The sequence below is a fragment of the Streptomyces sp. SYSU D01066-1 genome (genome assembly GCF_054956795.1).
Genome location: NZ_JBUDHV010000034.1, coordinates 13,596 through 37,411, shown reverse-complemented (window position 1 = coordinate 37,411; position 23,816 = coordinate 13,596). Strand labels below are relative to the sequence as shown.

The window sequence follows — 23,816 nt, the reverse complement described above, 5'->3', positions numbered from 1 at the left end:
GCGCGCTGGGTCCGGAGAACCTCGCGCCCTTCGTCGGCGGCACCTTCCTCGGCGGCTCCGCGGCCGACGGTGTACAGCTGCGGGTCCAGGTGTACGACCCCGTCACGGTGGCCGCCTCGGACTTCTCCGCCGACGCCGTGGACGTCATCGGGCTCGGTGCCTCGTCCGGCGCGACCAACACGACCGTGCCGACGGCCGGCGTGCGCGGCGGGGACGGTTTCGCACTCGGTGTGTCGGCCGGGACCCGGCCGCAGCGCGGGCGGACCGCCGGCGCCACGGCGCAGGACCGCCGGTACCGGCGTACCGGGACGACCCGGACCGGGGCCGACGGCACGGGCGCCACCGGCTACCAGGTGGCGGCCGTGGTCAAGTTCACCGTCCGGGGTCCGGCGGGTGAGCGGTTCGTGGTGGGCAACGCGCACCTGCGCACCCTGGACCGGCCGCCGGCCGGGGCGCTGAACGCGGTGGAGTTCACCGCCGCCGTCACCGACGCGGCGCGGGCCGCGCGCGCCGAGGCGGCGCCGGGTCTGCCGGCGCTGCTGCTCGGCACCGTCCGGTCCACCGCCCCGGCGCACGCCGAGGGAGCGGCGGTGCTGCCGGACGCCGGCGCCTGGCAGGCGACGGGCGGTGACCGCGACGCCGTCACGGCGGCCCTGACCCGGCTCGGCCCCGGCTCCCTGGCCCTGCTGGCGCGAGGTGACGGGCCGACCAGCGGTGAGGTGGCCCTGGCCGCCTACCTCACCCGGGACGACGGGGTGCGGTGGGCCGTCCTGGACGGTGACGAGTCCGGCCCGCGCGTCCTGCCGGACGCCGGCTTCGACGGCTTCGCCGCCGACACGGTGGCCGTCGTGTTCGACGCGGCGGGCCGGCCGGCGGAGGGCGGCGTGCTGCCGCCGGCCTCGACGGACGCCGTCCACGAGGCGGGCGGGTCCGGTGAGGAGGCGGTCACGCCCGGGGAAGCGGTGACGCGGCACGTCCTGGACGTGCTGCGGGGCGTCGACACCGTCTCCCGTGCGGACGGCCGCCCCGCCGGAGGGGCGCGCGGCGAGCGCGAGCTGCTGGACCTGGCGCGGCGAGCGCGGCACGCGGTCACGGACCGCCGAGCCGGCGAGGCGTCCGTCCAGGAGTGCCTGGTCCTGCTGACCGCCTTCCGGAACGCGATGTTCCCCCAGGGCGTGCGCCCGGCCGGGACCGTCGACGACTCCGTGCTGGACGTCCGCCCGGAGGAGGGCGCGCTGGCGCTCGGGGACGGCTGGCGGGCGATCCCGGACTACGCCACGCTCGCCGGTGCCCTGCGCCCCGGCGACACCGCCTTCGTCCTGGCCCGGCGGCCCTCGGGCACGGGACACGCCTGGGCCGCCCATCACGTGGGCGGTCCCCGGGGCGTGGTCTGGATCGAGCTGCTGGACGGCACCGCCGTGTCGGACCGGCCGCCCGCCGTGGCCCCGGCCGACGCCCGTGCCGTCGTGGTCGACTCCTCGGCCCGCGTCGCCCCGCGGCTGCCGGTGTTCGCCGCGTCCTCCTCGGCTCCGCACGCCCTGGTGGACCCGTCGGCCGGCCGCGGCTACGGCGCGCTCGGTCTCGAAGTGGAGCTGAGCGGACGGGTGGTCACCGTCGCGGGCAGGGGCTCGATCGTTCCGGGTGAGCGGCTGGCGACGCACGACGCCTCGGGCGTCATGCTGGTCCACGAGACGTCCGTCGTCGGGGAGGGGACCGACGGCCGTCTGTACAGCACGGACGGCCCGGTCCCGGTGGAGACACCGGTGGTGCTGCCCATCGTGGAGGTCGTCACGCCGCCGCTCGGCGTCCTCGCCGACGAGGACCGCCTGTCACCCGAGGAAGGTCTGCGGGTGCTGCGGGACGTGCGGCACGCGCTGGACAGGGCCCCGCACCGCGCACCGCTGCCGGCCCTGCTGCCGCCCGGGTGGACCGTCACGGAGCAGGGCCGTCGGATCGCCGTGGGACGGCCCGTTCTCGGAGCGGACGGCCGGGACTACGCCCAGTTCACGATCGGTGTGCCGGTCACCGCGCTCAAGTCGGTGCTGGAGCTCACCCTGGAGCACATCGGCAGGGCTTCGCTCACTCCCTCCCTGGACGTGTCGGCACGGTTCGCCGAGGAGATCGCCGCGGGCTTCGCGTCGGAGTACGTCGGGCGGGTGATCACGCCGCAGGAGGTCCGCTTCCTGCTGACCAGCGTCCCCGGCCTGGAGGAGCTGTACGGCTACGCCTGGCTGGCCGGCCAGCACGGCCTCGCCGTGGCGTCCCTGTTTCTCGAGACCGAGCCGTCCCTGGTCAAGAACAAACTCGCCGCCGCGTCACGGACACCGTTCAAGGACATCCGGGAGACGCTTCCCCGCCCGGTGCGGGCCTATCTGGAGAACCGTCACGGTCAGTGGGTGGACCTGTTCGTCCGGAGCACCAGGACGTTCTTCACGCTGATGCGGCAGGACGGCCGTCCGGTGCCGGAGGTGCCTACGCGGACGCTGCTCGACTCGCGGGTCAACCAGCGCTCCCGGGCCACCCTGCGCCGCTACCTCGCGACCATGTTCACGGCGGCCGCGGACCCCGTGACCCAGTACGACGTGGTCGACCTGCGGAACTATCCGCTGGACCGGGAAGGGCGGCTGCGTCATCCCCTCGTCCTGCTGGAACTGCGCGCGTTCGGCAACAACGGACGCCGCCACGCGCGGGAGGAGATCGACCGGTCCTTCGCTCTGCTGCGGCACTTCTCGGCGACCGCGTACGGGGAGGCGGACCGGACCGGGCAGCGGTCCTGGACCCCTGCCGGGGCCGTCGCGGTGCTGGCGCATCCCCTCGTCGCGGCGCTCCGGACGGCCGGCGAGGCCGTCACCGTCAAGCTGGCCGTTCCCGGCCGGTACGCGCCCGTGGCGCTGCTGCCCCGTTCCGCGCTGGCCCGGATGGCCGCACAGGCCGCCCGGTACGCCCTCGGCGGCCCTCTGGACCCGTCGCTCGCCCAGGAGCTGACCGGCCTCCTGACCCGGTCCGGCGAGGTGCTCGCCCGTCCCGACACGCCGGCCCAGGTGGCCGAGGCCGTCACCCGCATCACGGACGCCGTCCGGCAGACGCTGGAGGTGCTCGACGCCGCGTCGGTCGCGCAGGCGGGTCTCGGGCGTGCGCCCGGCCCGGAGGAGATCCACGCCCACCTGCGGCTCACCCGCCACCTGCGGCGCCCGCCGGCCCCCTGGGAGAGCGGCGCGGTCCTGACCGTCCTGGCGTCCCTGGACGCGGGCATCCGCCCGCTGGTCGACGCCGGATACGCGTACGACACCGTCCTGCGCTACTACAACTCCGCCGCCGTCGACCCGCGCACGCCGGGGAACACGCGGCTGGCCGAGGCGGTCCGGCGGACGACGGCGCTGATCACGGCGCAGACCACGGCCACCTCCTCCGAGCTGGGCGCCGCGCTGCTGGGCGGCGCCCGCGACGCCGGCGCCGATCCGGTCGCCGAGGGCCGTCCCGCCGGGGACCGCGTCACGGTGGCGGGTCCCCGCACCAGCGGCGCCGCGCCGCGCCTCGCGCCCGGCTCCGACGTCCCGGTCCCGACGACCGCCGAGGGCAAGCGCGGCGAGGAGTGGGTGACCGTCTCGGGGCCGGTCACCGTCCCCGGCGCCGGGGACGCCGGACAGACCTTCGCCTACCGGGTGAGTACCGTCGGCGGGGTCGTCGTCCTGCCCGGCGACCGGGTCCTGGCCGCCGGTCCCTGGGTCCCGTTCGGCCACGACTTCGTGCAGGTGGACCGGCGGGACGGTGCCGTGTACCTGCTGCGCGGCGACTCCGGCTGGATCGGCGAGGCGGACAACGCCGAGGCGGTGCGGGCGCTGGTCGAGGACGGGCCGGCGGCCGGGCCCGTGCACCACCGCCTGGTCGTCGCCGGGGACGGCCTCCGTCTCGTCGCCGGTGACGACGAGGCCGGTGACGTCCCGCAGGTGAGCCTGCCCGTCCGGCTCTCCCCGGCCGACGGCGGGGCGGTGGCCGACGCCTCCGCCGTCGGCGCTTCCCGGGGCCCGGCGCTCCGGCTCCGGGGCGGCGCGCCGACCCCTGCGGAGCAGGCCGAGGCGTATGCCCGCGTGGACCCGGCGCTGTCGCCCTACGTGCAACGGCGCGTGCCGCCGGATCTGGAGACGGAGGATCTGCGGACGCGGGCGTTCCTGCTGCCCCGCAACGCGGACGGGAGCCTCGGCGACGAAGCCCTCCGGCTGATCGACGAGCGCTACGACGAATCGTTCCGGTCACTCGCCCAGGCCGTGTTCGACACGGGGCAGGTGCGGGTTTCGAGCGGCCTGACCGACGGGGCGCTGAGGGATCTCCTGGAGGACGAGCGGCAGCGGTACGGGCGGCTCCAGCACCCCGAACTCGCGTCCTTCCCGCTCCGCGCCGACCCGGACGAGAGGGTCGACGTCAACGCGGCCCTCGTGGACACGTACCTGACCGTCGGTTCGACGCGCGTCGACGTCCACTACGACCCCACCGAGGACCCGGGGACGCGGGACAGCCGCATCGAGCAGCTCCGGCAGGCGGTGGCGGTCGTGCAGGCGGCGGGCTTCGAGATTCCCGACTTCCACGCGTACCTGCCCAAGTACTCGCGGAATCTGCGGATGCGGAGCAACGGACGGGTCAGGGTCGGCGACCAGCACGACGACGTGCCCCGCGGCGAGTTCGACGCCCCCGACCGGATCTTCGCCGGTTCCGACCTCCTGTCACGCCGTGCGGGCGTTCCGCTCCCGGAGGGACGCGTCCAGTTCTACGACCACCTGTTCGCCGACCGCGGACTGGCCATCCTCGTCCACGAGATCGGCCATCTGCTGCACTACGCGCAGTCCCGGCGGACGATGCACGATCTCCAGGAGACGTCCTGGGCCGGCGATCACGAGCGGACCGCCGGGAAACTCAGTGCGTACGCCACCAAGGAGCCGGTCGAATTCGTCGCCGAGATCTTCTCCGCCCTGGTCTTCGGCAAGCGGCTCGACGCCGACCAGTTGGAGCTGTACCGGGCGCTGGGCGGGCCACGGCCCCGTTTCCGCCGGGACGCGTCCTTCCCCGCACCGGCCCGCGACCAGAGGGCACTGGCCCACGTGGTGAACGAGGCGCTGCAGCGGGACGGCCTCCTCCCGGTGGACGTCGCTGCCGTCGCGGCCGCGTACCGGCGGATCCCGGACGACGCCAGGTGGTACGCCACCGACCACCTGGCCAGGGCCGTCGCGGACGTGCTCGCCGCCGACCGACGGGACCGCGGCGGTCCCGTCGTCGGCATGGCGCTCACCGACACCGCCCTGGCCGACGGCCTGGAGCGTGCCCTCGCGGACGCCCAGCGCGACAACCGCACCGAGACCGTCGCACAGCTGACCCGCGCGCTGGAGGCCCGCCGGGGCACGGCCGGCCCGGCACCCGAGGCCGCGTCCGGCGCCGCCGCGCAGCCGGCCGTCGCCGGGACGCCCGGGGACCCGGCCGCCGCCACCGGCGTCCAGGACGGCCAGGGCGTCACCGAGGCACTGCCCACCGCCCCGGAGACGAGCGGAACACCGGAGACGGCCGGAACGCCCGACGTGTCCGGACCACCGGAGACGACCGGGACGTCGGATGCAGCCGGAACGCCGGATACGACGGAAACGCCGGAGACGGCCGTACCGCCGGAAACGGCCGGAAGAGCGGAGACGACCGGAACACCGGGGACGGCAGCGGCGTCCGAGCGCCGGCCCGCCGCCGCACCCCGCGCCCCCTGGTACATCGGGCGCGGCATGCTCGGCAAGAGCGTCGTGCGGGAGGTCGGGCCGTGGTCGCGGGAAGAGAACGGCCGGACGGTGCGGGCCCTGGCCGCCGCCGTCCCCGACGCGCTCGCCCGGCAGGTCGCGGCGGAGATCGCCGGCGTTCTCGCCGTCGACGACGCCGAGGGCTGGCGTGAGCTGCTGGACGTCGGCGCCATCCGGGTCGTGGACGGCCGGCTGCTGTGGATCAGGCCGGTGCCGAGCGGCGCGGATCCGGCCCCGGAGCGGGCGGAGGCGGGAGCGCGGGACGTACGTGCCTACGGCGTCCACTTCGGGACCACCGCCGCCGCGGTGGAACGGTCCCGCAAGATAACCGGCACGGCCGACCTGGTGCTGTTCACCGCCATCAACGTGGCCTCCGCGGCGGCCTCCGCCGTGGTCGTCGGGGCGCCGACGGCGGCCATCGAGGCGGCGACGAGCCGGACCGGCGGGGTGCGCCGCACGGTCATCTCGGGCCGCACCCTGTTCGTGCAGGACACCACGCGGTTCCGGCTGCGGCCCCTGCGCGTCCGGCTGTTCCTGGACGGCGAGGAGCACACCGCCGACGCCACCGTCGACCGCGGTCTCGTCCTCGGCGTCCCCGACGCCCACACCCGCCCCGACGAGCCGCAGCCGGTCCTGGACGCCTTGGACGCCGTGGACGACGCCCAGGCCCCGGCGTCCGGGGAGTTCCAGCGGCCGGTGCACGGCGCCCTGGTCGTGCACGCGGTCGACACCACCCCGGTCGTCGCCGCGACCCAGGCCCGGCTGCGCCGCGCGGGGGTCTCCGCCCGCCGGACGGCGGAGATCATGGCCCAGGTGGGCAGGCGGCTCGGGGAGCGCGGCGGGCTGACCTTCAGCCGGCACCTGATGACGAGCGGCATGACCTCCCACGAGATCGCGCTCGGCTGGGGACTGCCGGGCACCGACGGCTTCCGGGGTCACTTCCGCATCGTCCAGTCCCTGGCCGGCCTGCAGTACCTGGGCACCTCCGAGCTGAAGATCCGCGAGGACACGGGCACGGGCCTGACCAGCATCTCCGGGACGGGCACCGAGAGTGCCGCCGCCCTCACCTTCGGCGCCACGTTCACCGGCCTGACCGCCCCGGCGCTCGCGCACTCCGGCTCCCCTGTGGCCAAGGGCCTCGCCCCGATGGCCGCCGTGACGGCCACCGCCTCCCGGGACGACCACAACCGCCGTGCCTCCCAGTCCCTGCGGCACGTCGTCCTGAACGAAACGGTGCCGCACGCCCGGTACCGGGTCGGTGTCCACGTTCTCGTGGACTGGGTCTCCTCGACACACCCCGGACTGAACCGGCCCGCCGCCCCGGTCCTCGTCGAGACCGAGATGTCCGTACCCCTGCGGGAAGCCGCGGACTTCGAACGCCGGGTGCTCGGCAGCGTCCGCACCGGTGAGCCTGAAGGCGCGTCGGGCCTGCCGAGTGCCCGGCAGCCCGTCGAGACCCAGCCGTACGTCCGGGCGCTGCTGCGGCAGGCCGACGTCCCGCAGGTGCGCCGGGCCGCGCCGCCCGCCCGGCTCGACCCGGCGTACCGGCTGCGGCGGGACGCGCGTGAACCGCTCGCCCTGGCGACCCGCCGCGCCCTCGGCTTCGCGACGGCGCTGCTGCCGGGCGCGGAACTGGTCGAGGACGGGTTCCGGGGCCTGCTCAGGGAGTGGGCGCGGGCAGGCCGGCTCGGCCGGGTCGGCAACTGGGCCTCGGTGGACCGCCAGCTCGACGCGCACTTCGGGGTGCCCGCGCTGGACCTGTCCCAGCTCCTGTCCGGGCACGCCCAGACGCTGACGGTCGGCTCGCGCCCGGTGACCCTCACGGTCCGCGCGCACCTGCTGGACTCGCTGGGGGTGACGCCCACCGAGATGGTCTTCAACGACCGCGCGGCGGTCTCCGAGACGGTGACCAGCGGGACCGACCGACGGTGGGCCGTGCAGCTCGGCGCGGGCGGCGGCGTCCGGATCGGCCTCGGCGACATCGCCCGCTTCCAGCTCGGCGGCGTGCGCGCGCTGGGCCGGATCACCGGCGGAACGGCGGAACAGTTCGGCACGGGCGGCAAGAGCTACCGGCGCTCGGAGGACGAAGGGGTCGACCTGCACACGCTCGACGTCGTCTACGAGCTGTCCGCGCGCGTCGGCGACGGCCCCGAGGAGCGGTGGTGGCTGGACCGCCCCGGCGACCTGGTGGCGCAGGTCGTCGTACCCCGGGCGCACGCCCCGGCCGCTCCGGTCGGCGGCGAGCGGGCGGCCGCGGCCGGCACCCTGCGGGGCGCCACCCGGCGCTGGCCGTCCGACCCCGACCGGCTCGACCTCTCCGCGGGTGTCTCCGGGATGTACCCGGCGTTCCTGGACCTGCCCGCGCTGCGCGCGACGGTGGCCGGGCTGTACGCCCGGCTGCACGGCGGTGCCGCGCCGCCCGACGACATCGCCCGCCTGTTCCAGCCGACGACGCTCGCCGCGTTCTTCGGCCGGCTCACCGACAGCCAGGGCTGGACCTCCTTCTTCACCTCGCCCGACGGCCGGTCCACCACCTCGCTCCGGCTCCGGCTGCGCGCCTACCGGCCCCGGGAGGAACTGGCCGGTACGGACACGGAGATCGAGCACTACGAGCAGTCGGTACGCCGTCATGTCCGGCAGCGGGAGACCGGCTGGTCCGTCGAGGCGCAGGCCGCCCTCGGACCGCAGGTCAGGTTCGGTTCCGACACCGGCGGCGAGGTCGAGATCAGCGACGGTCACGGCGACCACGGGAGCCACCACGGCGGTGACGCGCCGGGCGGACGGGTGACCCTGGCGGCGTCCGGCTCGGTCCGGCGGACCTTCCTCACCGAGCACGAGCACGTCGAGGGCTCGATCGCCATCTCCCGCGCCACCTACGCCGGTCCCAAGGTGGTGTACGTCACCGACCCGGTGTTCGAGGTCGTCCTGGGCCGGTCGGCCGGCGGCCGGCGCCGGGAGGAGATCACGCGGTACGTCGGTCTCACCGACGGCATGCTGCTCCAGGTGCCCCGGGAGCGGGTGCGCGACGTCCTGCCCGGCCGGCCGGACGCGGCGGTGCCCGCGCCGGACGACGCGTCGCGGGTCACCCGGGGCTACCTCGTCGACGGCAGGCTCCCGGTCACCGGCGTCCACCCCGAACTGCTGCGGGCCGACGCCGTGCACGACCGGATCGTCGGCATCCTCGCCGCCCGCCGCCCCGACCTCCTCGACGGGCCGTCCGCGGCGACGGTACGCGGTGTCCTGGACCAGTTCACCAGCGCCGGGCTGCTGCCGCTGATGCCGCAGCTCTTCGACGGCGTGCACGTCCAGACGCTGGTCCGGGGCTTCGCCGGCACCACTCACCGGCTGTCCGTGCGGGTGGCGATCCGGACGGTGGAGGCCGCCCACGCCCACCGGCCGCGCCCGGAGGTGAAGCACACGCTGCGCGGGGAGAGCGTGACGGAGGACAAGGACACCCGTCAGCGGGGCCGGACGGCGGGCGTCGGGGTGGCCGTCACCGCGCGCGGCGGCACGCACGACGCCGTCAGCGGCGAACAGGGGCACGCGGGCCTCGACTACGCGGCGGGCCGGGTCTCCGGCAGCAGCGCCGCGGAGATCGGCACGGCGAAGCAGGTCACCATCATCCGGGGCAACACCCGTGACAAGCAGGGCTCTCACGAGTTCGCGCACACGGTGGTCCTCGACATCGAGGTCGGCCTGACCCGGCAGCTCCCCCAGGCCCTCGACACGCTGGTGCAGGGGACGGGGATGCTCACCGGGTCGGTCGCCCGGCTGGCCGGCCGGGGCGACGCCTGGCAGCGGTTCTGGCTGGGCCACCAGCCCTGGAGCTGGCGGGAGAGCGACACGGTCACGGGCGAGGTCCGGTTCCTCGTGCCCGACCATCTGACGGCTCCCGTCGAGAGCCCCTCCCCCACGCCGGTGCACGAACGCCCCACCGGCCGGAACGCGCGTTGGGTGCCGTCGTCGCGGGCCGTGCTCGACGCACCCGACGAAACGCTGCTGGCGAACCTGCACCCCTGGGACGTGCCCGCGGCCGCCGTGGTCCGCGACCACGCCGGGATCGCCGCCCTGCGCTCCTCGCGGGCTCCGGCGCCGGACAGTGCGCTCGCCCGGCTGGGCGAGGCGTCGCGGCTGCTGACCCCCGAGGGCATGCGCTACGCGTTCGAGACCAGCGCCCACCACATGCGCCCGCGCATCGCGGACCTGCTCAAGGGAACGTACGAGGTCGCGGTCGGCGACCGCCGGGTGACGGTCGGCTTCCGGATCACGGCGGCACGACCGGTCGAGGGTGCCGGGCGAGTGGCGTACAAGGGGCGGCGCTACACCCAGAACGACAACGGCGTCGAGCACGTCGTCAGGTCCAGCCGGGGCTTCCACCAGGGCGGCGGCACGGACGGCGGGGGCGGGACCGCGGAGTACGCGCTGCTCGGCCGGACGCCTTACGAGGCCGGCTGGTCCCAGGACGGCAAGCAGACCTCCGCCCTGTCGGAGACGGACGAGCACAACCAGGAGGGCGTCCGGGACTTCCGCTTCTACCGCTTCGACGTCACCGCCGTGCTGCACGGCGTCGGCGGGCCCGCCCGCGCCCTGGAGGTCGACGTCCCCGACGGTCTGGTCGCCATGCTCCCGCTGCGGGACGAGAAGCTGGCCGACGGCCTGGAGGAGCGGTACCCGCACCTGTTCGGGACCGGTTCCGCCGCTGCGGCCCCGGACCGGCCGGACGCCCGGCCCACGACGTCCGCACCCGCCGGGGCACGCCCGGCGGCGGTTCCCCCGGCCGACGGCCGAGCGGGCGGAGAGCCCGCTCCGCGCCGTACGTCCGACCGGGTGTCGCGCCCGACCCCGCTGCCCACCATCAGCGAGGTGCCCGAGCCGGCCGCCACCCGCCGCCGCGCCTCGCGGGAGCCCGCCCTCCCCACTGTCCCCGAAGTTCCCGAACCGGCCACTGTCACGGACCGGGACAGCAACGCCCCGGAAGCCGTTCCGGCGGACGGGACGGTGTCCGCGACCGTCCGCGCCGAGGACCTGGCGGCACGGTCACAGGTCCTGGAGGCCGACGGCCGGGTGCTCGCGGTCGTCCTGCCCGGTGCCGGCGGCGCGGCGGTGGCGGCCGGTCTCACCCCACAGGCCGCCGGACGGCTGCCCGCTCTGCTGCCGGAGCGCCTCGTCGTGGTCGCCGCCGAGCACCGCGCCGGCTGGCCGGTCGTCGACGGCGTACCGGTGGCACCGGCCGCCCTCGCCGCGCTCCTCGCCGCCCGTGCCCCGCTGCACGCCCCGCTCCTGACCGCACCGGACGCCGGCCCGTACGCGGTGGCCCTGGCCGAGGCCCTCGGCCTGCCGGTCGCCGCCTCCGCCCAGGGCGTACGCCTGGACGCGGACGCCGGCACCGTCGTCCCCGCGCGGGCGGACGGCACGGGACCGGCCGACGGCTGGCTGCGGCTGTTCGACGCGCGGCACCCCGAGGGCAAGCCCCTGCCATCCGAACGGTGGGGCGCCCGCCCGTCCCCCGCCGACCCTGCGGGCGAGCGGCCGGACACCGTGCCGGACGAACCGGTCGAGGTGCACCCGGCCGCCCGCTCCATCGGCATCCCGCGCGCCGAACTGCCGGGCGTCCCCGAGGTGATCGCCCGGATCAGGGAACTGGCCGGGGACGCGGTGGCGCGGGTACCGGAGGACGAGTGGACCCGCCTCGCCCTGGTCCTGCTGGGCACCTACCCCCGTCTGGTCCCGGCGCCGGACGGGCCGGTGTCCGGCGGTGTGCTCCTCACCCTGGGCCGCGCCGAGGTCCTGGTCACCCTCGACCCGCGTGATCCGCGCCGGGTCCGGCACCCCGCCGCCTCCTACGACGGCCTCGCCACCGCGCCGGCGGCCGACGACACGGCCGTACCCCCGCCCGGCGAGACCGGGGCCGGGACAGGCACCGGGTCCGCCGGGCCGGTGGACGCGAGCCGGGCCGTCGCGGCCGGGCCGCAGCCGCTGCTGACGCCGCGCGACCCGGAGGCCCAGCGGTTCGAGACGGTCGGAGCGGTCAACGGCTCGTTCCTCACCGGCGCCCACGTGCAGAGCCACTCGGGGGCGACCTCCGCCCTGCGCGGCGCGCTCACCCTGTCGGCCGGGATCGGACTGGGCGCCGGCCCGCTCCAGGTCGTCAAGGTCGGTCTGGGCCTGGCCGGCACGCTCAACGCCTCCGCCCGCGCGACGACCAGGACCAGTGACGCCGAGGGCGGCCAGGTGGAGGTGTCGACGGACACCTCCACACCGGTCGCCTACGCGGCGCACTGGACGGTGCGGCTGCGCACCGACCCGGCTCGTCGCTGGGAGGAGACCGAACCCGTACCGGTGGAGCCGGCGGACGGCCGCCGGCTGGTGCTCGCCGTGCCCGACCACTATCTCGGCCACGCCGGTCCCCAGCTCACCGCCGTCGGCACCGAGGGGCGCGAACGGCGGCTGCCCCCGGTGTACTACGCGTCGGGGCTGACCGGCCTGCCCGCGCTGTTCGACGAGATCGCCGCCGCGCTGGCCGGGCAGGGACTGCGCCTGACCGTGGGCAGCGCCGCGCGCGAGGAGCTGCTGCACAAGCTGTGGCGGCTGGAGTCCCATCTGGACGAGGCGGTCGGCACGGGCGACGGCTACCGGTTCACCCTGCACGGCACGCGCGGCAGGCCGGTCGCCACCGTCGAGGTGCACGGCGTGCGCACCTCGCGCGGTGAACGGGTCGGCGTCACCAGCGACAAGGCACGGCTGGAGCGGGTGCGCACCGCGATCGACGGCACCGGCGGCAGCCACACGCTGGGCGACTCCGCCGCGGTCACGGCGCCGTCGGTGGAGCTGAGCCTGCTGCCGCTGCCCTCCGGCGTGCCCGCCCCGGCGCTGGGGCTCAGCGCCTCGGCCGCGCTGACGTCCGTGAACAGCCAGGGGCAGAGCGCGGGCCGCACCGGTCTGCGGGTCCTGGTGTCACGGGAGGCGGGCGAGACCTCGGCCCACCTGGTCGGGCTCCGCCTGACCGCCGTGGTCGCGGCGCGCGGCGCCCGGCCCCGGACCACCCCGGCCGTGCCCGGACAGGTCCTGGTGCGGATGAGCGAGGCCGACGCCTTCGCGTACGGCTTCCCGGTGGACGAGACCGCGCTGCGCGTCCCCGTCGCGGGCGCCGCCGGCGACCCGGCGGGCGGGGAGCGGGACGGCGTTCCGGGCCGGGCCACGCCCGGCGACGGCCTCCGGGTCAGCGAACTCGGCACCCTCACCGATCCCGGTGCCCTGGCGGACCTGGCGGAGCGCGGCGAGCCGCTGAGGCCCGCCGCCGTGACCGAGGTGACCGAGCCCGTGACCGTCACGGACGGCCCCGCGGGCCGGACGGTGGCGTACGCGCCGGACCTGCTGCGCGGCACCGGGCGCCGCCCGGACGACCCCGACCGCCTCGATGTGCCCGCGCACGTCGCGCTCGGCCGGGGCATCGGCACGGGCCTGGTCGACGTGGCGGAGGGGACCGTCCGCGAACTGCGCCGGCTGCTGTCGGCCGAGCTGACCCGGCTGGGCTTCCTGCCCGGGGACCCCACCGCGCCGCTCGCCGCGAGCGGCCCCGCCACGCACGGCGCCGAGGTGGACAGCCGGCTGGCCAACCTGGAACTGGTGGAGAAGTTCGTCTCCCGGCGCGGCCTGGAGACGTTCTACGACGAGATCCACCAGGACGGGCTGACGTTCACTCTGCGCCGGCGGCGGGGCGTTCTCGCGACCGACTTCGACGTGGACGCCGCCCGCGTCACCGTCCGGGCGACGGCCTCCGAGGAGGCGCCGCCCCGGTTCGAGGGCCGGACGGACCGGATCCACGTCGTCAACCTGTTCATGGGCATGGACACCGCCGGCCAGTCCGCGGGCGGCAGCCGCAAGGCCGCCCTCGGCTTCCGGTTCAAGGTGCAGGCCAACCAGCTCAAGGGCGCCGGCACCGGCTTCGACCTGCACCGGACCGTGGGCGCCACGGAGAACGTCCTGCACCTGAGCAACCAGCCGAAGCTGTCCGAGTACCACGGTCCCGTCGACCGGTTCACCCTCACCAGCGACTACACCGTCACGGTGGAGCTCCAGCACAGCGGGGTGCGGGGCCGGCTGCGGCCGGGGACCCGCGTGCCCCGGCCCATCACGCTGTCCGGGCAGGAGGCCCTGACCCATCTGCTGCCGCTCGGCGCCGCCGACCCGGCCGACGCCCCGGCTTCGGGAAGCACCCCGGTCACGGTGCTCGACCGCGCGGTCGTCTACTACCTTGACGCGAGCGGAGTGCGCGAGGCCGCCCGCTCGCTGCTGGCCGGCCTGACCGGCCCGCAGGGGCACGCCGACACCGAGGTGTCCGCCTTCACCGGCCTCACCCAGCTCATGGCCCACCTGCCGGAACTGCTCGCCGGGCACTACACCACCGACCAGTTCTTCGACCCCGGCTGGCTGGGCGACACCCTCGCCGCGCTCGACGTACGGGGCGAGATGGGTCCGTCCGTGTTCGCCGGCGCCACCGACGAGCCGTTCGTGATGGGTGTCATCCGCTTCGGGCTGGACCAGGCGGGCGTCACCGACACGGGGTCCCACGGCCTGAAGTGGGTGCAGGCCGATGTCGCGGTGGGCGGCGCGCCGGACTCCGGCGGCACCGGCACCCTCCAGGGAGGGGCGGACGCCGGGCGCGGCCGGCAGTGGAACACGTCCGCCACCGGGACCGTCAGCGCCGCCCGGGAGCGGATCGAGCTGGACTTCAACCGGGCGTACGCCTTCCGCTCGACGGTCGACTTCACCGTCACCTCCCGTACCGAGACGTCCGGCAAGACACGGCCGCTCACCGCCGGCACGGACCGGCGCGCGGTCCCCGGCCGCACGGTGCTGTACCTGCTGCCGGAGCCCGAGGCGCTCGCCCAGTACGCCGCCGGCCGGCTGGCCCTGCCGGACCGTCAGCTCGTCGACGTGCTGAACCGCTGGTACGGCGGGGAACTGCGGCTGTCCGGCGACACCGTCGCCGGCCTGCTGACCCGCTGGACCGCCGCGTCGCCCGAGCCCGGCACCCGTTCCCCGGACGAGGGCGGTCCGACGCCCGGCGCCCTGACCGCGGACCGCGCGACCCTGGCGCGGGCGCTGGCCGGGCTCCACGGCGAGCGGGCGCTGCTCGTGCTGGACCCGGCGGTGCGGGCCGCGTTCGGCGAGCGGTTCGGCCTCGACCTCGCCGACCTGGCGACCGGCACCCCGGAGACCGGCCTTCCGCAGTACCTCACCCGCGCGGACACGGACCGCCGGATCCTCGGCCACAGCGGTGTGCACACGATCCGCTACGACGACCGCCCGTTGCTGGACGCCGTGCTCGGCGGTCTCGCCGCGGTCGCCCCCGGACTGCTCACGGCCGGCCCGGACCTGTGGGACGGCCGGGGCCGCCGCATCGGCCGGATGCAGGGCGGCGTCGACACCGTGCAGGCCCTGCTGGCCGGCGGCCGGGAGGCGACCCTGTGGGACGACCTGCTCTCCCCCGACGGATACGTCGTGCACCTGGCCAACCCCATCGGCTGGGCGCTGTCGGACGTCGTCCGGATCAGGCTGCGCGCCGTCCTGACGTCCGATCCCGAGATCGGCGACTTCCGGCCCGAAACGGGGCTGGAGAACTACGCCCACGGCGCCGTGGCCTCGGCGGTCGGCACCTCCCGCGACGCCGCCCAGACACTCACGGCAGGACGGCTCGGCGGCGGTGACGCGCACGCCTCCGGCACGGGGGCCGTGGGCCTGGGCGAGGGCCGGCACCGGGGCGTGACCCGCGCCGGGACGGAGACGAGCATCGGCACCGTGTACGCCTGGGACGGCACCCGGCTGGTCACGTACCGGTTCCGCGTCGACATCGGCATCGAGCGCGTGAACAAGCCCGGCGGTCAGCTGACCGGTCCGCTGGTCCGGTGGTACCGCTCCCTGGACGCCACCCGCTCCGCCCCGTTCACCGACACCGTGACCGGCGTGCTCGGCCTCCAGGTCCCGCGCGGCCTGTCGGAGTTCCGCCCCGTGTACGGACCGCAGGCGGCGCCCGACCCGCGCCCGCTGCCGCCGTTGCCCGGCGACGCGTACGTGTCCGGTGTCGCCATGGACGGCGTGGAACGGGCCGCGCTGCGGCTGGCGGGCCGCGTCTTCGGCGAGCACGCGGCCGGCGGGACGAGCCGCGCGAGCCTGGCACTGCTGCGGCTGCTGACCCCCCGTCAGCTGGCCGAGCACGTGCGCAGGGCCTCGCAGACCGCGCCCCTGCTGCTGACGGGCAGCCTGCTCGACCCGGCCGACCCCTCGCGCAGGGCCGCCCTGTACCTGCGCGGCGCCCTGTACGACCTGGAGGTGATCGGCCCGGTCGCCGGCACCGGCACCGGCCGCTACAGCAAGTACCAGAAGGGCACCTCGGTCAACGCCGCCGACGACCACTGGCGGGCCTCCACCACCGCGAGCGCCTCAGGTTCCGGCGTGGTCCAGGCGCCGGAACAGGCCGACGCGCGGCCCCCGCACGCCCTGGGCGGGGAGACCGGCGCGTCCCGGACCACGGCGGGCGGCCAGGGCGGCACGGGCAGCGAGAACCAGCGGCGCGAGGAGCACCTCAAGCAGCAGGGCCCCGTGTACTCGGTGCTGCTGCGCTGGCGCGGCCGGCTGGAGGCCCGCCCCTACACCCGGCCGCTGCTGGGCCCGGCGGGCCGGCCCGGGAAGAAGACGCTGTACGGCGAGACCTTCACCGGTGACGTGTACGCGGAGCTGTTCCGGTCGGAGGTCGAGGAGCTGCGCGCCCGGCACCGGCAGGTGCCCGCTCCCGCCGGTGACGCCCGCCCGGCGTCCGCGCACCGCACTCCGTCCCCCTCTTTCGACCTGGCCGGGCTGCTGGCCGACGCCGCGCGCGAGCCCGGCGTCGGCGCGACCCGGCTGCACCAGGCCGTGGCCCACACGATCTCGGCGGGGACGGACGGCACGCCGGAGACGGTCACCCTCCACCTGGACCGCACGGCGCTGCTCCGGCGTGTCCACCGGGACGTGCTGCGCTGGGCGGTCGACACCCTCGGTGCCCGCCTGGCCGGCGACCACGCCGCCGGACCGGGCCGGGAGGCCCGCGCGGCCCTCGCCCGGTACCGGGCGGAGCTGGCCCGGCAGCAGGTCGACGGCCGGACGGTGACCGAGGGCACCGTCCACGACGTCGTGGCCGAGGTCGGCCGCCACCACGACGCGCTGTCGGCCGGCACCCCGCCGGCCGGCCCGGTCGTACTCCCCACGGCCGCGTCCCTGCCCGCCCTCTCGACCGGCCCCCTGGTCCGGGGCATCGCCCGGGAACTGGGCACCCCGGTACGGCTGCACGTCCGGGGCCTGGACGGTGTGCTGCGCAGCCACCTGGTCACCCCCTCCGACCGGGACGACACCGGCCTCCCGGGCACCGATGCGGCGACGGCGTCCCCCGCCACGGCGTCAGCCCGGCCCGCCGCGCCGGCGGTGGACGGCGTACGGCCGCCCGGTGCCGACCCGGACACGTCCGCAGGTCCCACCACTCCCCGGACCGCGGACGCCGGTGTCACCCCTCCCCGGACCGTGGACACCGCTCCCCCGGCCACCGGCCGTGCGGCGGCACCCGCGCTCACGGCCGCCGACCGGGACCGTGTCGGGGACGCCTTCCGACGCTGGCCGGCCGCCGGGCAGGATGCCCTGCCGGCGCTGGAGGGACTGCTGCGGGCGGCCGGCGCGGGGGCCAGGTCCCTGGTCCTGATCGACGGTGAGGAGTCGCGGGTCCAGCTCTACGCGGTGAACCTGCGGGGCCGCGTCGAGTGGCTGGACGCCCGCTCCCGCACCCGGCTGGACGGTGCCCCGAGCGTGGCGGGCACCGTGTGGTCACTGGACCTGGACGCCCATGGCACCCTCCTGGACCGGGTCCTTCAGGGCCCGCAGCAGGGTCCCGACGCGGTGCGCTTCCCCACCTTGCGGCTGGGCGCCGACCTGATGGGCGTCCTCGGCGACGCCCACGCGACGGACGGGGAGACGGAGCCCGCCTCGGGTCCGGACACGGCGGCGCGCGACGTCGCGGCACCGGTGCCGTCCGCGTCCCGGGCCGGCTCGGGCGACGTGCCCGGCGGCGATGTCGTACCGGCCGGATCCCGCCCGCGCCCTCAGGACGCGTCGGCGCGCGCGTCGGTGCGGGATCTCGCCGACCGGCTCGTCGCGGCGGACCCGACCGTGCGCGGCTCCTCCCCCGGCCCGCGCGGCGGCGCTCCTCGTGGTGCGCCCCAGCAGGAGGTTCCCGCCGGTCCCGGTCCCTCGGTGGTCCGCATCGTATGGACGGCCGAGCAGCTCCTGCGCGCGTTCAGGGCATGGCGTGCGGAAGGCCCGGCGCTCGGCGAGGACCGCGGCGACGCCTTCCCTCCGCGCGATGCCACCGTCCAGCTGCCGGGTTTCACCGAGAGGGTGGCGCTCGGAAGCGGTTTCACCCACTGGTACAAGCGCGGCGAGGTGCTGCGGGAGGACCAGCTCGCAGCGTTCCGGGCGGAGGGGATCCCGCTCCGGCAGCTGCCGCAGGGCGAGTACCTGATCGACGCGCCGGAAGTGCGACGGCAGCAGACCAACCGAGCGGCGCTGAGGTCGTATCCGTGGACGGTGGACCAGGTGACCAGGGCCCTCACGCGGTGGCGCGCGGCGTCCGAGGACCGCGACCGCGCGTGGCCGCCGGCGACCAGCGTGATCGAGATCCCCGGCACGGACATGCGCATCGACATCAGGGAGGTCGTCGACACCTGGATCCGGCTGGGGAAGGGGCTCTCGCCGGAGGAAGGACACGCGCTGGCCGGGCTCGGAGTCCGCACCCGCACCCTGCCCTCGGGGAAGCTGGTCCTCGCCGAGGCGCAGGACTACCACGGTTCGGCGTCCGCGGACCCGGTACCGCGAACCCGGGCGGTCCCCCGCAGGCCGGTGGTTCCCCGCACGCGGCCGGCGAACGACGTTCCCACGGCGGCCCCGCGCGTCGGGACGGGGCGCGACGCGAGATGGTCGGCGCACACCTACTGGACGACGGACCTGTTCATCGAGGCCGTGCGGGCATGGCGGCGGGACGGTGACGGGCTGGGAGAGGACCGCAGCGGCAGCCTGCCGGGCTACCAGGACAAGACGGTGCTCCCCGGCACGGGGCAGGAGGTCGGCGTGGGACACGCCTTGCAGAACCTGTACGCCGGGAAGCGGAGGTTCGGTCACGAGGAAGCCGCCGCGCTGTCAGCCGTCGGCCTCACCCTGGAGCAGGTCTCCCCCGAGGAACACGTCGTGATCCGCCCCCCGGCGCTCACGCGGTGGACCGTGGATGCCATGGCGGAGGCTGTCAGGGCGTGGCGTGAGGAGGGCGCGGACAAGGGACTGGTACGTGATCGCCTCCTGCCTCCGAGCGCGGCGAAGGTGGTGCTTCCCCGGTCGGGGGAGAAGGTGTACTTCGGGTCGGTCCTCGATGGCTGGATGCGCGGCGGACGGCTCTTCGGCGCCGCCGACCGGGCGACGTTGTCGGCGGTCGGGATCCCGTTCCGGGAAGCGGCTTCCGGCGGGTACGTCATCGCCCGTCCGCCCGCCGACGACCACGTGCCGCTGAGCGTGGAGGCGATGGCCTGGGCCGTCGACGCGTGGCGTGCCGGCGGCGCCGGCACGGGTGAGGACCGTCGCACCGTCTTCCCCCCGCGGCACGCCTCCGTGCACAGGCCGGGGTCGCGGGAGCCACTGCCCGTCGGCGAGCTCCTGGTCCGCTGGGCCACGGTGAGGAAACACCTCACGCCACGTGACGCCGAGATGCTCGGTGCCGTAGGGGTTCCGCTGGCGCGACTGGATTCGGGGTACTACGTGGTCGCCGCGCCCGAGGAGACGCCGGGGACGGCGGGGGATTCCGCAGGCGGACAGGTGGCCGTCGCGGAGAACGGCGCCCCCTTCCCCCCGCTCGCGGTCGAGTTCGAGCCGTTCCACGACCCGACGGGCTCGATCCCGGACTGGGACGATCCCTCGGCGGACCTGTGGATGAACGCCTACCCGACCGATCCGGCCGAAGGGGAGCCGCTCGGCCCACGCCCGGCCGCCCCCTCCGCGTACCGTCATCAGGAGGTCCTGGGGACGGAATCGTCCGGGGAGCTTTCCGGCTCCGGGCCGGACGCCGTGACCGTGACGGCGGCGGCCGAACGCGGCCTGCGGGTGGCGGACGTCCCGGCGGACGGTGACTGCTTCTTCCACTCGCTGATCGCGGTGGTCGGCCTGACCCGCAACGGCCTGCCCGTCACCCCGGCCCAGGTCCGCTTCCTCCTGGCCAAACCGCTGCGGGACCGGGGGATCGGTGCTCCCGGGGGAGAGCTGCTCGACCACGTCCCCGGCCTGCACGCCACGGTCCTGCATCAACTCGCCGGCCAGGGGCAGGTCCACCGGCCGACGGCCGTGGACTGGCTCGACCTCGCCCGGTCGATGAGCACGCCCGGGCAGTGGGACACCATCGCCGGCGACCTCGCCCCGCTGATCGCCGCTCACCTGTACGGCCTGACCCTCCACACCGTGCACGTCACCCCCGGCACCACCTACGACGTCACCATCGGCAACGGCACCCGCCACGTCCACCTCGTCCGCCGCGTCGGCCACGGCGCCGAGCACTGGATGCCCGCCTGGCCGGCGGCCCCCCGCGCTGACGAGACCTCCGCCGAGGACTCCGGTGAGGTACCGGCCCATCTCCTGCCCTACCTGGACCAGGCGGCCGCTCTGCTGCGTCCGCCCCTGCTCATCGGCGTCGACCCCGAGACCGAGGCTCACCGGGCCCGCGTCCACCAGGCCCTCCTCACGATCGCCCGCGCGCTGCACGAGCAGCACGGCGGGTCCGGCCCGGCCGGGGATCTCGCCATGGCTGACCCCGCGTTGAGCACGTCCCGTCCCCGCCTGCCCGGCGGCGCTCCCCGTACCGGCTCCCGGACCGAGGACGATAACGCGGCGGGGCCGTCGGGGACCTGGCTGGCGCTGCCGTCCGGCGATCCCGGCCGGACCGCCGACGAGAACACGGACACCGACTCCCTGTTCGGTCCGGACGAGGAGGAGGAAACCGCCGGTCCCGCTCGGACGGAGCCCGCTCCCCCGGCAGGCGGCGCCCTCGCCTCCGTGTCCCGGCGGGAGACCCCTGTCGATCTCGACGCCCGGATCAACGCCCGTAGCGACTTCGCCCGGACCCGGCTCGGAGCGGAGGCCGACCGCCTGTTCGCGTTGCCCCCCGCCGACGGTTCGTGGCACCGCCGGGCCGTCCTGCCCCTCGCTCCCGGCGCACTGGAGGAGCTGTACGCCCACGTCACCGCCCTGCCCGACCTGACCCTGGGCGGACTGTGGGAGCACCTGTACGCCACCGGGACCGATCTCGACGCCGCCCAGGTCGCCGAGATCCACCGGCATTTCCACTTCCACCGCGCCGGTGCCCCGGCCGGCACCGGAACCGGCCCGGCCGCGACAGACCCGGGACGGGTCCGGTGGACGCCGGAGCTGTTGGCCGAGGCCGTCACGGCCTGGCGTGCGGAGGAAGCCCGGACCGGCCGCGACCACACCCGCGCCGTACCGCCCCAGGCAGCCTCCGCCCTGGTTCCCAGCCTGGGGAGAGTGGTCGAGTTCGGCGCCAGGCTGTACCACTGGACCAGGACCCAGAAGGTCTTCGACCCGCCCCAGGCGGACATCCTGTCGGCCGCCGGACTCCCCTTGCTGCGGCTCACCGACGGCACGTACGTCCTCACCCGGCCCGTGGAGAACCGGGCCGCGGCACCGCGCCCGGAACCCGCCCACCAGTTCCAGCGGGAGAACGTCAAGTGGACGCCGGAGCTGTTGGCCGAGGCCGTCACGGCCTGGCGTGAGGAGGGAGATCGGACCGGCCGCAACCACACCCACCCCGTACCGCCCAAATCGGCCATCACCCTGGTTCCCAGTCTCGGGAGAGTGGTCGACTTCGGCTACAAGCTGTACCACTGGACCAAGACCGAGAAGCCCTTCGACGCACACCAGGCCGACAGCCTGAGGGCCGCCGGACTCCCCCTGCTGCAACGCGCCGACGGCACGTACGTCCTCACCCGGCCTGTGCTGAACCGGGCCGCGATACAGGACCCGGAACCCGAGGAACCCACCGACCAGGCCCGTCGGAGAAACGTCGTCTGGACAGCACCGCTGATGGCCGAGACCGTCATGGCATGGCGCGCGGAGGGAACGGACGAGGACCGCAGACGCCTGGTACCCCCCAGGTCGGCCATCACCCACGTCCCCACCCTGGGCAGGATGGTCGGCTTCGGCTCCACCCTGCACCACTGGGCCAGGACCGGAAGGACCTTCGACGCGGTGGAGGCGGCCTACCTGTCGGCAGCCGGCCTCCCCCTCCGGCAGCTCACCGACGGCTCACACGTCATCACCCGGCCCCAGCGGCGCACTGCGGCGGCGCCCGGACCGGAGGCGGGGCAACCGCAGGCCGCATCGGGCACCGCGCCGGGCGCACGACCGCCGCGCACGGGAACACGCCCCGAGCGGCCGCTCGGGGAGCAGGCGCCGGACGGTCCCGAGCTGCCGCGGACGCACGGGGCCGGCATGCCCGCCGCCGGCACCGACGCGCGGCAGGTGCCGTGGACACCGGAGCTGGTGGCAGCGGCCTACGCGGCGTGGAACGCGGAAGGGGACCCGTCGGGCGCGGCCCGCACCGGCACCCTTCCGCCGCCGGGGACCACCGTCGCGATCGCCGGCCTGCACGAACCCGCGGACATCGGCTCGGTGCTCCACGCCTTGAGCAGGTACGAGGCACGGTTCGACCTCGCCGAAGCGCAGATCCTCTCGGCCGCCGGTGTTCCCGTGAGCCGGATCCCGTCCGGGGGGTACGTCGTCGCCGGCCCCGGCACGGGTCACCTGGCGACGGCGCCCGCACCCGGGGCCGGCACCGAACCGGCGGACGACAGCGGCCCCGTCCGCCGTGCCGGTACGGCGCGCCTCAAGTGGACGCCGCAGCTGATGGCCGAGGCATTCAGCGCGTGGCGCGAGGAGGGCGGACACGTCGGCGAGAACCGATCCCGGATGCTTCCGCTGAAATCCAGCTCTTCCCTGGTGCCCCGCCTTGGCAGGAGGGTCGACTTCGGCGTCGTCTTCTATCGCTGGAGCGGAACCGGGAAGGCGTTCGACCAGGAGGAGGCGCGCGTTCTCTCGGACGCCGGCATCCCCCTGCGTGAGCTGCCGTCCGGGGGCTACGCCGTCATCAGGTCCCTGGATCACGGGGGATCCGCGCCCGCCGACTCCGTCCGGCACGAGCCGGTGGACACGCAGGCCGCGCCCGCCGGGCCGACCGGTCCGTTCCCGCCGTCCACTCCCGAGTTCGAGGCCTTCGAGGACCCCTCCGGGACCCTCCCGGCCTGGGACGACCTGCCGATCGGCGGACACTTCGACCCGGCCTTCCCGGTGCCCGCTGCCGCGGACCTGCCGTACGCCGGGCCGGACCCCTTGGCGGCCGAGGGCGTCCCGGGGGACGCGGTGGCGCTCGCCGTCCACCGGGCGGCGGCCGCTCGCGGCCTCCAGGTCGTGGACGTACCCGCGGACGGTGACTGCTTCTTCCACGCGCTGACCGCGGTGGCCGGCCTGGTCCAGGAGGGCCGGCCCGCCACCCCCGCGCAGATCCGCGCCCGCCTGGCCCTGCCTCTGCACGGCCTGGGGCACGACGCGAACGGCACCGCACTCCTCACCGGCATCCCCAACCTCCACGCCACCGTCGCCCACCAGCTCCCGACCGGTGTGCCCACCGCTGCGGACTGGCACGAGATCGCCCGCTCCATGAACACGCCCGGACAGTGGGACACCATCGCCGGCGACCTCGCCCCCCTCCTCGCCGCCCACACCTACGACCTGACCCTCCACACCGTCCACGTCACCCCCGACACCACCTACGACGTCACCATCGGCAACGGCACCCGCCACGTCCACCTCGTCCGCCGCACCGGCGACGGACCCGAACACTGGATGCCCGCCTGGCCCCTCGCCCCCGACGTCCGGCTTCCCGAGGAGAGCCGGGCCGAGGACACCGGTCCATGA

At 75.9% G+C, this 23,816-nt stretch carries 1 protein-coding gene (only partly in view); it reads left to right on the top strand.

The genetic code is table 11. The annotated features are described in order from the left end of the window. Nucleotides 1-23,816, top strand: the 3' portion of a protein-coding gene (locus ACY1JF_RS25215) for a hypothetical protein (protein ID WP_462707528.1). 19,735 nt of this gene lie to the left of the window's left edge; 23,816 of the gene's 43,551 nt are visible here — the last part of the coding sequence; the start codon falls outside the window, past its left edge; it ends in the stop codon at nt 23,814-23,816.